The sequence below is a fragment of the Buchnera aphidicola (Rhopalosiphum maidis) genome (assembly GCF_003671935.1).
Classification (GTDB): Bacteria; Pseudomonadota; Gammaproteobacteria; order Enterobacterales; family Enterobacteriaceae; genus Buchnera; species Buchnera aphidicola_AL.
The window spans coordinates 546,387-562,480 of record NZ_CP032759.1 but is presented as its reverse complement, the minus strand read 5'-3'; the positions used below and the strand labels follow the sequence as shown (position 1 = coordinate 562,480).

Here is a 16,094-nt window from a genome sequence, read left to right as displayed (position 1 = left end):
AAAGGGTTTTTGATGTATTTCAATAAAAGAAAAATAAAATTATTAGGAAAAATTTTTTTCTTAATATTAATTTTAGTATTGATTTATGGATTTTTTTTATACATGAAAATAGGACGATTGATTGATGGCAAAGTATGGCATTTTCCTATATCAATATATAGTCGTATAATAAATTTAGAACCTGGTAACCTATACTCTCAGAAAGAAGTATCAAAATTTTTACAAGGTACTATGTATAGAGAAGTTGATACTGTTATGTCACCAGGTGAATACACTATAAAAAACAATAATATAGAATTTATACGTCGTTCTTTTGATTTTCCAGATCTGAGAGAAAACGCATTTCATGTGAAGTTGTTTTTTGATGAAAACTATTTATTGAAAATTCAAAATATTGAAAATAATCGTAATTTTAGTTTTTTTCGTTTAGAACCTAAGTTAATAGCCATGTTAGAATCTCCAGAAGGAAAAAAACGTGTATTTATTCCTAGATCTAAATATCCACAACTGTTAATTAAAACATTATTAGCAATTGAAGATAGATATTTTTATGAACATAATGGTATTAATCTGTCTTCTATAGGAAGAGCTTTTTTAGTTAATATAATGGCAGGTAGAACAGTTCAGGGTGGCAGTACTCTTACTCAACAGCTAGTTAAAAATCTTTTTTTAACAAATACTCGTTCAATATGGAGAAAAATAAATGAAACGTATATGGCATTAATTTTAGATTGGTTTTATAAAAAAGATCGTATTTTAGAGTTATATTTGAATGAAGTTTATTTAGGACAAGACGGTAAAGAACAAATTCGAGGTTTCCCTCTTGCTAGTTTATATTATTTTGGCAGACCAATTGATGAGTTAAATTTAGATCAGTATGCTTTATTAGTGGGAATGGTCAAAGGAGCTTCTTTGTATAATCCTTGGAGCAATCCTGAATTTGCTTTAAATAGAAGAAATATAGTTTTACTATCATTATTTAATCAAGGATATATTCAAGAAAAAATTTATATTAAATTGTCTAAAAGACCTTTAAATATAAAGCCTAGAGGATGTGTTATTTCTTCTTATCCTAATTTTACACAGCTTGTTCAAATGGAAATAAAAGAAAAATTAAAAAATAAGATTAAAAATTTATCAGGTATAAAAGTTTTTACAACTTTAGATGTTTTTTCGCAAAACGCTGTTGAAAAAGCTGTTAAGATAGGAATACCAATTTTAAAAAAGAAAAAAAAATTAAAAGATTTAGAAATTGCTATGATTGTAGTAGATCGTTTTACTGGAGAAATTCAATCTCTTGTTGGAGGATCTAATCCAAAATTTTATGGTTATAATCGTGCCTTACAGGCTCGTCGTTCTATTGGTTCTCTATCTAAACCAATCACTTATTTAACGGCATTATCTCATCCTAAAAAATATCGTTTAAATACTTGGATTTCTGATCGTCCAATTGCAATTAAATTAAAGAATGGTAAATTTTGGATTCCAAAAAATAATAATTATCATTTTAGTGGGAAAGTAATGTTGATAGATGCATTAACTAATTCGATCAACGTTCCCACTGTTAATTTAAGTATAGATATGGGTTTAGAAAACTTAATGAAAAGTTGGTTTCATTTAGGAATTTCTAAAAAACTAATTACTCCGTTTCCTTCTATATCTTTAGGAGCTATTAATTTAACGCCTATTGAAATAGCTCAAGTTTTTCAGGTAATTGCAAATAATGGTTATAAAAATTTGCTATCTTCAGTTCGATCAATTATTTCTGATGATGGTAAAGTACTATACCAAAGTTTACCTCAATCTAAAAATATAGAATCTATTGAAGCAACTTATTTAACATTGTATGGTATGCAAAAAGTCGTTAGTTGTGGAACAGCAAAATCATTAGGTTTAGTTTTTAAAGAATTTTCTTTGGCAGGTAAAACAGGCACAACAAACAACTTAGTAGATAATTGGTTTGTGGGGATTGATGGTAGACAAATTGTAATTACCTGGATAGGAAGAGATAATAATAAATCAACTAAATTATATGGTTCTTCAGGAGCTATGCAAATTTATCGAAGATATCTTGAATATCAAGCTCCAACTCCATTAATATTAGAACCTCCTAACAATATCAATGTGTTTTATATGAATAAATTAGGGACGTTATTTTGTGAGAAAAGTGACGAACATCAAAAACCTTTACCAATATGGTTGTTAAATAATGAAAATATATGTAGTAAAAACATGCTTGTGAAAAAAAAAATTAAGAACATTCAAAAAAAGAAAAAAAATTTTTTATTTTGGATAAAAAGTTTTTTTTTATAATCAATCAATAAAAAATACTATTTTATATCTAATAAATGGTTGATTATTTTAATTAATAAAAAAGTATAACTTGAGAATTCTAATATGTTTATTAAATTTTTAACTAAAATATTTAGTAATCGTAATGATCGTGTTTTAAAAAAATTTAAAAATATAGTATCTTCAATTAATCAATTAGAAGAAAGATTTAAAAAATTATCAGATAAGAAACTGCAAGAAAATACTAAATTATTTCGTATAAGATTACAAAATGGTGAAAGTTTAGATAATTTATTACCAGAATCTTTCGCAACAGTTCGAGAAGCAAGTCGTCGTGTTTTCAATATGCGTCATTTTGATGTTCAAATTCTTGGTGGTATAGTTTTAAATAAACAATGTATTGCAGAAATGCGTACAGGAGAAGGAAAAACATTAACTTCAACTTTACCCTCTTATTTAAATGCATTAACAGGTCGAGGAGTACATATAGTTACTATGAATGACTATTTAGCAGAGCGAGATGCTAAAAAAAATACTCCTTTATTTGAATTTCTTGGTTTGAAAGTTGGTTTAAATTTATCTGAAATGTCTTTTCTTGATAAAAAAAAGGCTTATTTATGTGATATTACTTATGGTACTAATAATGAATACGGATTTGATTATCTTCGAGATAATATGGTTTTTTCTCCTGAAGAAAGAGTTCAACGTGAGTTAAATTATGCTTTAGTAGATGAGGTTGATTCTATTTTAATAGATGAAGCTAGAACGCCTTTAATTATTTCTGGACCTTCAGAAGATAGTTCTTTTTTATATAAAGAAATTAACAAATTAGTGTCATCTTTAATTTGTCAAAAAAAAGAAGATTCAGAAAAATTTCACGGAAATGGTCATTTTTCTATTGATGAAAAATCAAAACAAATATATTTAACTGAAAGAGGTTTAGTTGAAGTTGAAAAGCTATTACTTAATCAAAAATTAATGAAAAAAGGAGAATCTTTATATTCTTCAAATAATATTATATTAATGCATCATGTCATATCCGCTTTACGTGCGCATAATTTATTTACACGAAATGTAGATTACCTTGTACAAGGTAACAATGTTATTATTGTGGATGAACACACAGGTCGAACTATGCCAGGTAGAAGATGGTCTGATGGACTGCATCAAGCAATAGAAGCAAAAGAAAACGTTGTTATAAAAAATGAAAATCAAACTTTAGCATCGATTACATTTCAAAATTATTTTCGTTTATATAAAAAAATAGCCGGTATGACAGGTACTGCTTCAACTGAATCTTTTGAATTTAGTTCAATTTATAATCTGGACACTATTACCATTCCTACAAATAAGCCAATGATAAGAAAAGATATGCCTGATTTAGTTTATATGACTGAAGAAGAAAAAATAAACGCTATTTTAAAAGATATTCAAAATTGTATAAAAAAAAATCAACCTGTCTTAGTAGGTACAATTTCAATTGAGAAATCAGAAATGATTTCAAAAAAACTAAAAAAATTAAATATTAAGCATAATGTTTTAAATGCTAAATTTCATGCAAGAGAAGCTGAAATTATAGCTCAGGCAGGAAAAGCGAAATCAGTAACAATTGCTACTAATATGGCAGGTCGAGGCACAGATATTGTACTAGGAGGTAGTTTAGAATCAGAATTAGAAAAAAATGTATGTTTAGATAAAATTGAAAAAATTAAGATAAATTGGAAGAAACAACATGATTTAGTTGTTTTATCTGGAGGATTGCATATTATTGGTACTGAGCGTCATGAATCACGTCGGATTGATAATCAATTAAGAGGACGTTCTGGTCGACAAGGAGACAGTGGCTCTTCACGTTTTTACCTGTCTATGGAAGATTCACTAATGAGGATTTTTGCATCTGATAAAATCATTAGTATGATGAGAAAGTTAGGACTATCTTTTAATGAAGCTATTGAACATCCTTGGGTTACAAAAGCCATAGAAAATGCTCAAAAAAAAGTAGAAAATCGTAACTTTGACATTAGAAAACAATTATTAGAATATGATGATGTATGCAATGAACAACGTCGTGTAATTTATGCACAGCGTAATAAATTAATTGATTCAAAAAACATTCAAAAAACTATTTACGATATTTTAAAAGACGTATTGTATCGTACAATTAAAACACATGTAAATTTCGATTTTCCAAAAAACAAATGGAATATTTTAGATTTAGAAAAAAAATTAAATATTGAATTTAACTTAAACATATCAATTCAAGATTGGTTAAAAAAAGATCCTGATATAAAAAAAGAAAATATTGTAAAAAAAATTATTGATATTGCAAAAAAAAATTATCTTAAAAAAGAAGTTGAAATAGGTTTTTCTAACATCAGAATGATAGAAAAATCTATTATGCTACAAACACTAGATTCTCTTTGGAAAGAACATTTATCTGCAATGGATTATTTAAGACAAGGGATTCATTTACGTGGTTACGCCCAAAAAGATCCTAAACAGGAATACAAACGTGAATCTTTTAATATGTTTTCTAATATGTTGGAATTATTAAAATATGAGGTTATATCTTTTCTCAGTAAATTAGATTTATCTTATATAAAGAGAAATATAAATTTAAATATTAATAATAACTCTTTTGTATTAAACGACAATATTAAAATAGGAAGAAATACACCTTGTTTTTGTGGATCTGAAAAAAAATATAAGTATTGTCATGGAAGTTTATAAGTTTTTTTAAAATTTTTAATCTGGATTTTACTTAATGAATTATAATATAGCAATTGGAATAATTATAAAAAAAAATAAAATTTATATTACTAAAGCAAAAAAAAACAAATATTTTTCGGATTTATGGGAATTTCCAGGAGGAAAAGTAAAAAAAAATGAAACTCTAATACATGCTTTAAAGCGAGAGTTGTCAGAAGAAGTAGATCTTAAGATATTGAAATTTCGCTGTTTTCGATGTATTGAGTTTTTTTATAAAAAAATAAAATTATATTTTTTTTTAGTTACTAAATGGAAAGGCAGAGCATATAGTAAAGAAGGATATGTATATCAATGGATATTTTTTGATAATTTAAAATATTTTAATTTTCCCACGCCAAATAATAATATTATTAACGCTTTAGAAAGAAATGTAATTTATAAAAAAATACATATGTTTTAGTAAAACTTAGTTAGATTATTTTTTTTTATATTTCTTTGATTATTTTTTTTTGATAAATACATATAAAAATTATTAAGATAGTACACGTATGAATTTAATTTTTTAATATTTTTATTTTTATTTAATATAATATCATCTGATAAATAAATTCTTTTCTTTCTACTAATTTGATGAGCAATAATTTTTTTAGCTTCATAAATACTTATTTTATCTCGTTTTACTATACGTTTGATTTGTGTTCTTACTGGTGTGTCAATTAAAAGTATTCGGTTTGCTTTTTTTTCTATTTTTTTTTCAAAAAGTAATGGAACAACCCATAAACACCAATTTGATTTTGTTGATTCTATCTTTTTTTTACTTTCTTTTAAAATTATAGGATGTAGTATATGTTCCAACCATAATCTACTTTTTTTATCATTAAAAATATAATTTCTCAGAAAAAAACGGTTTATTGAATTGTCTTTATTTAATATTGTTTTACCGAATTTTTTTTTAATAGAACTTGATATTTTTGTTTTTTTTTCTATTATTTCTCTTCCAATGATATCAGTATCAATAATATTAACACCTATTTTTTTAAAGCTATCAGAAACAGTAGTTTTTCCACTACAAATTCCTCCAGTAAGTGCTACAATATAAGTCATAATTGTTTTATTTATTTAATTTTAGATATTTAATAGTACTAAAAATACGAAATATTCAATTTTTATTAAAAAAACTATTTTTATATTATAAAATTTTTTATATCATATTTTAATATTTAGTACAGGACTTTTATTTTATGCGTATTGAAGAAGATATTAAACTAGGTTTTAAAGATGTTCTGATAAGGCCAAAAAGATCTACTTTAAAAAGTCGTTCGGAAGTTAATCTTATTCGTTGTTTTTCTTTTAAATATTCTACCATAAAATGGTTAGGAATTCCAATTATTGCAGCTAATATGGATACTATAGGTACTTTTCGTATGGCTGAATCTTTATCTAAATTTAATATATTAACAGCAGTACATAAATATTATTCTTTTGATGAATGGAAAGATTTTATTCAAATTTCTTCAAAAAATATATTGAAACATGTCATTGTTTCAATTGGAACATCTAATTTAGATTTTTTAAAGATAAAAAAAATTTTTTCTTTGTCTTCTGAATTAAAATATATTTGCATTGATGTAGCTAACGGTTATTCTGAGTATTTTGTTTCTTTTTTGAAAAAAGTAAGAGATTTTTTTCCAGATAAAATTATTTGTGCAGGTAACGTTGTTACTGGTGAAATGGTTGAAGAATTAATATTATCTGGAGCAGATATAGTAAAAGTAGGTATAGGACCTGGTTCCGTATGTACTACAAGAGTAAAAACAGGAGTAGGTTACCCACAATTATCAGCTATTATAGAGTGCGCAGATGCTGCACATGGATTAAACGGTCAAATCATTAGTGATGGAGGCTGTACTGTTTCTGGAGATATTGCAAAGGCTTTTGGAGGTGGTGCTGATTTTGTTATGTTGGGTGGTATTTTTGCAGGGCACACTGAATGTTTGGGAAAAATAATCAAAGAAAAATCTAAAAAGTTTATGTTATTTTATGGTATGAGTTCTATTTCTGCAATGAAACGATATATAGGTAAAATTCCAGGATATCGTGCATCTGAAGGGAAAATAGTTAAAATACCTTTTCGTGGCAACGTAGATATAACTGTACGTGATATTTTAGGAGGACTTCGTTCTTCTTGTACTTACGTAGGAGCACAAAAGTTAAAAGAGTTAACTAAAAGGACTACTTTTATACGAGTTAGCGAACAAGAAAATCGTATTTTTAATAATTTTAAAAATTAAAATGGATTTTTTTAAAAGTTAAAAAAATAAAATCAATAAAATTAATTATACTATATAGTTAGTTTTGTTGATTTTTTTTAGAAGTTGACAGTTGTCTTAAATAAAAAAATTCTCTTTTTTAAAAAATTAAAATTACTTAATTACATAAAATTGATTATTACTTTAAAAGTAATGATATTTGAAGAGTTAAATTTCATTTTTTTTAAATACAATACATAAGGAATTTAAACCATGTCAGAAAATTTATATAATGATGACGTGGACCCAATCGAAACTAACGATTGGGTACAATCAATTGAATCTGTTATTCGTGAAGAAGGTCTCGAAAGAGCTAAATTTTTAATTGAAAAGATCTTGAAGAAGTCTAAAATAACTAGATCGAATTTTTTTAAATGTTTTTTTACTAGCGATTATATTAATACAATTAGTAGTGAAGAAGAAATTGAATATCCAGGCGATTTAATTTTAGAAAGACGTATTCGTTCAGCTATTCGTTGGAACGCCATAATGATGGTTTTACGTGCTTCCAAAAAAAATTTAGAGTTAGGAGGGCATTTATCTTCTTTTCAATCTTCTGCAACAATATATGAGGTATGTTTCAATCATTTTTTTCGTTCTAGAAATAATGAAGATGGAGGTGATTTAGTTTATTTTCAAGGTCATATTGCTCCAGGTATTTATGCTAGGTCTTTTTTAGAAGGTCGCTTGTCAAAAGAACAAATTGACAATTTTAGGCAAGAAGTTGATGGGAAAGGGTTGTCTTCTTATCCCCATCCTAAATTAATGCCCAATTTTTGGCAATTTCCAACTGTTTCAATGGGATTAGGACCTCTTTGTGCTATTTATCAAGCAAAATTTTTAAAATATTTACAAAATCGTGAATTAAAAAATACATCTAAACAGACAGTTTATGCTTTTTTAGGAGATGGTGAGATGGATGAACCAGAATCTAAAGGAGCTATTTCTATTGCTGTTCGTGAAAAATTAGATAATTTAATTTTTATAATAAACTGTAATTTACAAAGACTAGATGGTCCAGTAGTAGGTAATGGTAAAATTGTAAATGAATTAGAGAGTTTTTTTTATGGAGCTGGATGGAAAGTTATAAAAGTGATATGGGGAGGAAAATGGGACGTTTTATTAAAAAAAGATAAAACTGGAAAATTAATTCAACTAATGAATGAAACAATAGATGGTGACTATCAAACGTTAAAGTCAAAAGATGGAGCATATGTTCGAAAGTATTTTTTTGGTAAATATAAAGAAACATTAGAATTAGTAAAAGATATGACAGATGAAGAAATATGGAATTTAAATAGGGGAGGACATGATCCTAAAAAGCTGTTTAACGCATTAAAAAAAGCCAAGGAGATCAAAGATAAACCAACTGTTATTTTGGCTCATACAGTTAAAGGATATGGTATGGGTGTTATTGCTGAAGGTAAAAATACAGCACATCAAATAAAAAAAATTAATGTTAATGGAATTATTTACATTCGAGATCGTTTTAATATTCCTATATTAAATAAAGATATTGAAGAATTACCATATGTTGTTTTTGAAAAAAATTCTAAAGAATATTGCTATATGCATCAACAAAGAAAAAAACTGGGTGGTTATATCCCATTTCGTTTATCTAAATTTACTAATGCATTAAATATTCCAGATTTAATAGACTTTAAATCTTTATTAGAAGAACAAAATAAAAAAATTTCCACTACTGTTGCTTTTGTTCGTGTTTTAAATTTAATTTTAAAAAATCATTGCATTAAAAATTTAATAGTTCCAATCATAGCAGATGAAGCTCGTACATTTGGCATGGAAGGTTTGTTTAGAATGATTGGAATTTATAGTTCTATTGGACAAAAATATATTCCTCAAGATCGAGAACAATTAGCTTATTATAAAGAAGACAAAAAAGGACAAATATTGCAAGAAGGAATAAATGAACTAGGTGCTGCTTCGTCTTGGTTAGCAGCGGCTACTTCTTATAGTACGAATAATTTTCCTATGATTCCTTTTTATATTTATTATTCAATATTTGGTTTTCAAAGAATAGGTGATCTTTTTTGGGCTGCTGGTGATCAGCAAGCAAGAGGTTTTCTTATTGGAGGAACTTCTGGAAGAACTACTTTAAACGGAGAAGGTTTACAGCATGAAGATGGTCATAGTCATATACAATCATTAACAATTCCTAATTGTATTTCTTACGATCCTGCATTTGCTTATGAAGTTGCTGTTATAATACAAGATGGATTAAGAAGAATGTATGGTCCTCTTCAAGAAAACATATATTATTATATTACAACAATTAATGAAAATTATTACATGCCTGCCATGCCAAAAGGCGTAGAGCAAGGTATTTGTAAAGGAATTTATAAGTTAAAAACTTTTCAAGGAACTAAATTAAAAGTACAGTTAATGGGATCTGGAGCTATTTTACGTTGTGTTTGTAAAGCTGGTGAAATTTTATCTAATGATTATTCTATAACTGCAGATATTTATAGTGTAACTTCGTTTACAGAATTAGCTAGAAATGGTGAAGACTGTGAAAGATGGAATATGCTACATCCATTTGAAAAAAAAAGAATTGCTTATATTAAAACTGTAATGAATTCTTCTCCAGCTGTAGCAGCAACTGATTATATGAAGTTATTTGCTGAACAAATTCGTCATTATATTCCATCAAATGAATATTATGTATTAGGTACAGATGGTTTTGGACGTTCAGATAGTCGTGATAAATTACGTGACCATTTTGAAGTTAGTGCTTATTATATTGTGGTAGCTGCTTTAAACTTGTTAGCTAAATTAAATAATATTAATAAAAAAGTAGTAGAAGAAGCGATTATTAAATTTAATATTAATGCAGATAAAATTAATCCGCGTTTAGCTTAAGAGGTAAAGAAAAGTGCATATTGAAGTTAAAATGCCTGATATTGGTTTGGATGAAGTCGAGGTAACAGAAATATTAGTAAAAATTGGTGAAGAAATAAAATTAGATCAAGCGTTAATAACTGTAGAAGGAGATAAAGCTTCTATGGAAATACCATCACCAACATCTGGAGTTGTAAAGGATATTGTTATAAAAGTTGGTGAAAAAGTAACAACTTTATCTACAATTATGGTTTTTAAAATTGATAATGTTAATCGTATTAAAAATAAAAAAGAATTAAATGTCATAAAACAAGAAAAAAAATCAAGTGAAAATTTTTTAGAAGAAAGAAATATTAAAAAAAATATGTTAGTTCATGCAACACCAATTATAAGACGTTTAGCTCGTCATTTAAGCATTGATTTAAAAAATATTAAACCTTCTGGACCTAAAAATCGTATCTTAAAAGAAGATATTGAATTATATATAAAAAATAATACTATAAACAAAAACTTTTTTGATATAGAAAAAAATAATATTAAAAATTCTCATAAACCTTCATTCAAAGAAATATCTCTTACAAATATTCAAAAAATTGTCGGTAAAAATTTACATCAAAATTGGGTAAATATACCTCACGTAACTCAATTTGATGAAGTTGATATCACTTTATTAGAAGAATTTCGTCAGAAATATAATAGTCAAAAAAAACAAAAAAATAATATAATTTCTAATATTACTATATTACCTTTCATTATAAAAACTGTAGCGTGTGCATTGCTAGAATTTCCTATTTTTAATAGTTCTTTATCTTCAAATAAAAAAACAATTCTTTTAAAGAATTATGTTAATGTTGGTATTGCTGTTGATTCTGAACGTGGTTTATTTGTTCCTGTTTTGAAAGATGTTGATAAAAAAAACATATCACGTTTATCTTCTGAACTAATTCTTCTTTCAAAGAAAGCGCGTGAAAATCAACTAAATGAATTAGACATGAAAGAGGGTTGTTTTACAATTTCTAATTTAGGTGGAATTGGAGGTAGTTGGTTCTCTCCAATTATCAATGCTCCTGAAGTTGCAATTCTGGGAGTTTCAAAGTCTTCAATCAAACCACTATGGAACGGAAAAGAATTTATTCCTTCTTTAATGTTACCATTATCTTTATCATATGATCATCGTGTCATTAATGGAGCAGATGCTGCTCGTTTTTTAACTTTTATTGGAAAATTATTATCTGATATACGTTTTTTAATTATGTAATTTTTTTTCTAAAGAGGTTCATTCAAATGCATCAAGAAATTCAATCCGAAGTTTTAATTATAGGTTCAGGACCTGCAGGTTATTCTGCTGCTTTTCGATGTGCAGATCTAAATTTAGATACTGTTTTAATAGAACGTTATGAACAATTAGGTGGTGTATGTTTAAATGTAGGATGTATTCCCTCAAAATCATTATTGCATATAGCTAAGGTAATAAAAGATGCAAGTGAATTATCTGAAACAGGAGTTTTTTTTAATAAACCAATTATTGATATTGAAAAAATTAATAATTGGAAAGAAAAAATTATTAATAAACTTACTACTGGATTAGCTAATATGGGGGTAAAAAGAAAAATAAGAACTATTCAAGGAAAAGCATTTTTTAATACTGATCATAGTGTTTTTGTAGAAAATAAAAAAAATTCTTTTACAATTTTTTTTAAACATGCAATCATTGCTAGCGGCTCCACACCTATAAAAATACCTTCTTTATCTAATGAAGATAATAAAATTTGGGATTCAACAGATGCTTTATCACTAAAAAATATACCTAATCGTTTTTTAATTATAGGAGGAGGTATTATTGGTTTAGAAATGGCAACAATATATAGTGCATTGGGTTCAAAAGTAGATATTGTTGATCGATTTAATGTTTTTCTTCCTTCAGTAGATAAAGATGTCACTGACATATATTTAAAAACAATTAAAAATAAATTTAATTTATTGTTAAATACTCATGTTAAAAAACTTGAACGATCAAAAAATAACGATCTTATTGTTACTTTAGCTCAAGAAAACAGAAATGAAAATATTTGTTATTATGATAATATACTTGTTGCAATTGGAAGAAGTCCAAATATTGACTCTCTAGGATTAGAAAAAATTGGATTAAAATTAAACGAATTTGGATTTATTCAAGTAAATCAGCAATTAAAAACAAATATATCTCATATTTATGCTATTGGTGATGTCACAGGTTTTCCTATGTTAGCTCACAAAGCAATACAGCAAGCGCATATTGCTGCTGAAGTCATTTCTGGTAAAAAACATTATTTTGAACCTAAAGTTATTCCATCAGTTGCTTATACTGATCCTGAAATTGCTTGGGTAGGTTTAAATGAAAAAGAAGCTGAAAAAAATAATATAGATTATGAAGTTTCTTTATTTCCCTGGAGTGCATCGGGAAGAGCAAATGCATCAAATTGTAATATAGGTATGACAAAGTTAATCTTTGACAAAGATACTAATAAAATTATTGGTGGATCTATCGTAGGTACAAATGCTAGCGAATTAATCAGTGAAATTGGACTTGCGATTGAGATGGGGTGTGATGCTGAAGATATTTCACTTACTATTCATCCGCATCCAACTTTAAGTGAATCGATTTGTTCAGCTTCAGAAGTTTTTCAAGGAACAGTAACAGATCTTTTAAATTTAAAAAAATCATTATTAAACTAACAATTGATACACTTCTTTTAGAGGAAGGAAAGAAGTGTATCAATTTTTTAACTTTTGAATAGTTTAAAAAAAATATAATTTCAAAAGTTATATTTTTTTAATCATAGAGATTTTTTTACCATGATATATTTCTCTCATTTCTTTCCATAATAAGTCTATAATATAAGAACGTTCTTTTTTTGACAAATCTTCTACGTTAATATTAAATAAATAGTTTTTTAAATTAAATACCTTTAGTAGCATACGAGTATGAAAAATATTTTCTTGATATATATTAACATCGATCATTTCATACATTGATTTTATATCATTAGACATAAAATCTTGAATAGAATCAATCTTATGATCAATAAAATGCTTTATACCGTGAATATCTCGAGTAAATCCTCTAACACGATATTCAATTGTTACAATATCTGATTCTAATTGATGAATAAGATAATTTAATGCATTAAGAGGGGAGATTATTCCACATGTTGAAACTTCTATATCTGCACGAAAGGTACAAATTCCACTTTGAGGATGACTTTCTGGATATGTATGAACACAAATATGACTTTTGTCTAAATGAGCTAATACAGAAGATGATATAATATTATTGTTTTTATTTACAATGTTTACTTTTTCTAAATTTATTGGATCTTCGCATACTAAAATAGTTACACTTGCACCTTGAGGTTCATAATCCTGATGGAAAACGTTAAGAACATTGGCACCAATAATTGAACAGGTTTTTTTTAATATTTTTGTTAGTCGAATAGCATTATATTGTTCATCAATATAAGAAATATAACTATTTCGTGAATCATTAGTATTCGCATAGCAAATATCGTAAACACAAAAACTTAGGCTTTTAGTTAAATTATTAAAGCCATATAATTTTAGTTTTTGCAATTTAATTACTCTCCTACATAAGGATTTTTAACTTTTATTTAACGTATTAACTATATATTCAGGTAAATAAAAACTACTTATATGAATTTTGGAATTATAGTAATTAAAAGATAACTGTGTATTTTTTATACGTTGTTCTAAATTTGTAGCATTTATTTTACGTAAATCCATATTATCGGTACCCCAAGAAAACATCATTGCTCCGCCATAATAACTAGGAATAGTTGCTTGATAAAAACTTACGTCATTAAAATATTTTTTTAATTTTTTATAACTTTGATTAATATTGTTTTTTTGTAGAAAAAAAATACCATTTTGTCCTACAAATATACCGTTTTCAAAAAGATGATTCTTACAATGTAAGTAAAATTCTGATAAAAATAAATCGTTTCCACAACCTATAGGATCAGTAGAATCTGATATGATAAGATCAAATTTTTCTTTTGTTGTTTTTATAAAATTTAATCCATTATCTATAACTATTTTTAGACGTGGATCTTTATATGCGTTGTTACTGTGTCTAGGGAAAAATTTTTTACATAATTCAATAACATTTATATCAATTTCAACCATAGTAATATTTTCAATACTATTATGTCGACATATTTCTCGTAATATACCTCCGTCTCCGCCACCTACTATTAATACTTTTTTTATGAACCCATGATAAAATATGGGAACATGAGTCAACATTTCATGATATATAAATTCATCTTTTTCTGTAGTTTGAAGTACATCATCTATTACCATGATTCTTCCCATAATAGAATTTTGAAAAATAACAATATCATGGTATTTATTTTTTTTTTGATATAATATTTTGTCAATTGAAAAGTATTGTCCAATATGACGATGAAGTTTTTCATGCCATATTTTTTCATTAATCATGGTTTTTTTATCCTATAAAATATAAATTATTTAAATACGAATAGTCTATACTGAGTATAGTGAAATAATAGAATGTATTTTTAGACTTTTTTTTAAAAGAAGGATAATTATTTTACAGTAAAAACTTTTAAAATTGACTGATCGTAATAAATAATACATTTTTAATATAAATTTAAAAAATAGTACAAGGTTATCAAAAATATAATAAAAACGCTATTCTTTATTAAATAGAATTCTGAGAACTTATTTTTTTTAATAACAATATTACTAGTTTTGAAGACTCTAACGACGCGATTGAAATGTTTTTTTCAAAGTTTGAAGTAGCGTTGCTGTCAGATAAATCAGATATTGATTTTATTACAATAAAAGGAATTTTAAATTGATAACATACCTGACCTATCGCAGTAGATTCCATTTCTACTCCTATTGCTGAAGAAAATTGATTCTTTATTTTTTTTATAAAATTATTTCCCCTAATAAAAGAATCTCCAGTGATAAGAAGTCCTGTTAAAAATTTAAATTTAAAATTAATAGCAATTTTTTTTAAAATTTCATGTAAATATTTATTGGTCTTAAATTTTTTAGGATATTGAGGAACTTGTCCTCTAGAGTATCCAAAATTTGTTAAATTTACATCATGGTAACATGTTTGTTTGGGAATAATAATATCCCCTATTTTTAAAGAGGAATTCAAACTTCCTGCAGAACCGCTGTTAACAATAAAATCAGGTTGAAATAAGTTGATGAGAATCATAGTGGATATGCTTGCAGAAACTTTTCCAATTCCTGATCGAATGAGAAAAATTTCTATTTTTTTAAATTTTCCTTTATAAATTTTAATGTTCCCGATTTTTTCTGTTGTTAAATTATCTATAGTTTCTTTGATTTTTTTAATTTCTTGTTCTATAGCACCGATTATTCCAATTTTCATTTTTTATAAATAAGATTTAAGTTTTTAAGATTATTAATAATTACTAGAATTTTAATGATTTTAAATTAATAATATATTTCAAATACTGAAAGACAGACCACATCCGCAGGTGTTTTTAGCATTTGGATTAGATACTATGAATTTTGATCCTTCTAAATTTTCTAAGTAATCTATTGTACCACCATATAAATATTGTAAGCTGATAGGATCAACTAAAAGAGAAACATTTGATTTTTTAATTAATATGTCATCTTCACTAATTTTTTCATCGAAAATAAATTGATATTGAAATCCACTGCATCCACCACCAATAATGTATATTCTTAGTTTTAAATTTTTATTTTTTTTTTCTTTAATAATATTTTTTATTTTATTTGTAGCCGAATCAGTGAATTCAATATATTTTTTAGGATTTGTTTCCATTTTTAATATATTCTCAAGATATTTAAAGAAATTTTAGAAAATAAAATATTTTATTTGATTTTATCACAAAAAAA

12 protein-coding genes are annotated in these 16,094 nt (G+C 26.0%); 7 read left to right on the top strand and 5 right to left on the bottom strand.

What is annotated here, in order from left to right:
• Positions 1-12: 12 nt before the first annotated feature.
• The 3 genes from mrcB (at position 13) to mutT (ending at position 5,461) form a co-directional block, all read left to right on the top strand.
• Positions 13-2,313 (top strand): bifunctional glycosyl transferase/transpeptidase, encoded by a 2,301-nt coding sequence (gene mrcB, locus D8S97_RS02750; RefSeq protein ID WP_158361480.1) that lies wholly within the window; start codon positions 13-15, stop codon positions 2,311-2,313.
• A gap of 84 nt (positions 2,314-2,397) precedes the next feature.
• The gene (secA, locus tag D8S97_RS02745) at positions 2,398-5,022 is read left to right on the top strand and encodes a preprotein translocase subunit SecA (protein ID WP_158361478.1); all 2,625 of its coding nucleotides are present in this window, start codon (positions 2,398-2,400) and stop codon (positions 5,020-5,022) included.
• 34 nt (positions 5,023-5,056) lie between these two features.
• Positions 5,057-5,461: an 8-oxo-dGTP diphosphatase MutT gene (gene mutT / locus D8S97_RS02740; RefSeq protein ID WP_158361476.1), complete on the top strand. Its 405-nt coding sequence runs from the start codon at positions 5,057-5,059 to the stop codon at positions 5,459-5,461.
• On the opposite strand, the gene coaE is transcribed toward mutT, so the two are convergent.
• Positions 5,458-6,105 carry a dephospho-CoA kinase gene (gene coaE, locus D8S97_RS02735; RefSeq protein ID WP_158361474.1) on the bottom strand — a complete coding sequence of 216 codons (648 nt, stop codon included), beginning with the start codon at positions 6,103-6,105 and terminating at the stop codon, positions 5,458-5,460. The two genes, mutT and coaE, sit on opposite strands and share 4 nt — an antisense overlap.
• A gap of 137 nt (positions 6,106-6,242) precedes the next feature.
• Between coaE and D8S97_RS02730 the strand changes: the two genes are divergently transcribed.
• The 4 genes from D8S97_RS02730 to lpdA all read left to right on the top strand — a co-directional run bounded on the left by D8S97_RS02730 (position 6,243) and on the right by lpdA (position 12,884).
• Complete coding sequence (locus D8S97_RS02730; RefSeq protein WP_158361472.1) at positions 6,243-7,292, top strand: GMP reductase; 1,050 nt, start codon at positions 6,243-6,245, stop codon at positions 7,290-7,292.
• Positions 7,293-7,523: 231 nt separating this feature from the next.
• Complete coding sequence (gene aceE, locus D8S97_RS02725) at positions 7,524-10,190, top strand: pyruvate dehydrogenase (acetyl-transferring), homodimeric type (protein ID WP_158361470.1); 2,667 nt, start codon at positions 7,524-7,526, stop codon at positions 10,188-10,190.
• Positions 10,191-10,203: 13 nt separating this feature from the next.
• Entirely contained in the window at positions 10,204-11,427 is a 1,224-nt protein-coding gene (locus tag D8S97_RS02720) for a 2-oxo acid dehydrogenase subunit E2 (RefSeq protein ID WP_261789576.1), read from the top strand.
• A 26-nt stretch (positions 11,428-11,453) separates the two neighbouring features.
• Positions 11,454-12,884 (top strand): dihydrolipoyl dehydrogenase, encoded by a 1,431-nt coding sequence (gene lpdA, locus D8S97_RS02715; RefSeq protein WP_158361468.1) that lies wholly within the window; start codon positions 11,454-11,456, stop codon positions 12,882-12,884.
• An 87-nt stretch (positions 12,885-12,971) separates the two neighbouring features.
• Here the strand turns inward: lpdA and speD are convergent, their stop codons facing one another.
• From speD to erpA, 4 genes are all read right to left on the bottom strand, one after another.
• Positions 12,972-13,778: an adenosylmethionine decarboxylase gene (gene speD, locus D8S97_RS02710; protein WP_158361466.1), complete on the bottom strand. Its 807-nt coding sequence runs from the start codon at positions 13,776-13,778 to the stop codon at positions 12,972-12,974.
• A 27-nt stretch (positions 13,779-13,805) separates the two neighbouring features.
• Positions 13,806-14,666 carry a polyamine aminopropyltransferase gene (speE, locus tag D8S97_RS02705; RefSeq protein WP_158361464.1) on the bottom strand — a complete coding sequence of 287 codons (861 nt, stop codon included), beginning with the start codon at positions 14,664-14,666 and terminating at the stop codon, positions 13,806-13,808.
• Positions 14,667-14,889: 223 nt separating this feature from the next.
• Positions 14,890-15,597, bottom strand: a complete 708-nt coding sequence (locus D8S97_RS02700; RefSeq protein WP_158361462.1) for a 5'-methylthioadenosine/adenosylhomocysteine nucleosidase — start codon at positions 15,595-15,597, stop codon at positions 14,890-14,892.
• A 78-nt stretch (positions 15,598-15,675) separates the two neighbouring features.
• Positions 15,676-16,020 (bottom strand): iron-sulfur cluster insertion protein ErpA, encoded by a 345-nt coding sequence (gene erpA, locus D8S97_RS02695; RefSeq protein WP_158361460.1) that lies wholly within the window; start codon positions 16,018-16,020, stop codon positions 15,676-15,678.
• Positions 16,021-16,094: the final 74 nt, after the last annotated feature.

Excerpts from the sequence above, each read along its gene's own strand:
- speE (WP_158361464.1), bottom strand. The coding sequence starts at position 14,666 with ATGATTAATGAAAAAATATGGCATGAAAAACTTCATCGTCATATTGGA.
- D8S97_RS02730 (WP_158361472.1), top strand. The coding sequence starts at position 6,243 with ATGCGTATTGAAGAAGATATTAAACTAGGTTTTAAAGATGTTCTGATA.
- aceE (WP_158361470.1), top strand. The coding sequence starts at position 7,524 with ATGTCAGAAAATTTATATAATGATGACGTGGACCCAATCGAAACTAAC.
- secA (WP_158361478.1), top strand. The coding sequence starts at position 2,398 with ATGTTTATTAAATTTTTAACTAAAATATTTAGTAATCGTAATGATCGT.
- mrcB (WP_158361480.1), top strand. The coding sequence starts at position 13 with ATGTATTTCAATAAAAGAAAAATAAAATTATTAGGAAAAATTTTTTTC.
- erpA (WP_158361460.1), bottom strand. The coding sequence starts at position 16,020 with ATGGAAACAAATCCTAAAAAATATATTGAATTCACTGATTCGGCTACA.
- D8S97_RS02700 (WP_158361462.1), bottom strand. The coding sequence starts at position 15,597 with ATGAAAATTGGAATAATCGGTGCTATAGAACAAGAAATTAAAAAAATC.
- lpdA (WP_158361468.1), top strand. The coding sequence starts at position 11,454 with ATGCATCAAGAAATTCAATCCGAAGTTTTAATTATAGGTTCAGGACCT.
- coaE (WP_158361474.1), bottom strand. The coding sequence starts at position 6,105 with ATGACTTATATTGTAGCACTTACTGGAGGAATTTGTAGTGGAAAAACT.
- mutT (WP_158361476.1), top strand. The coding sequence starts at position 5,057 with ATGAATTATAATATAGCAATTGGAATAATTATAAAAAAAAATAAAATT.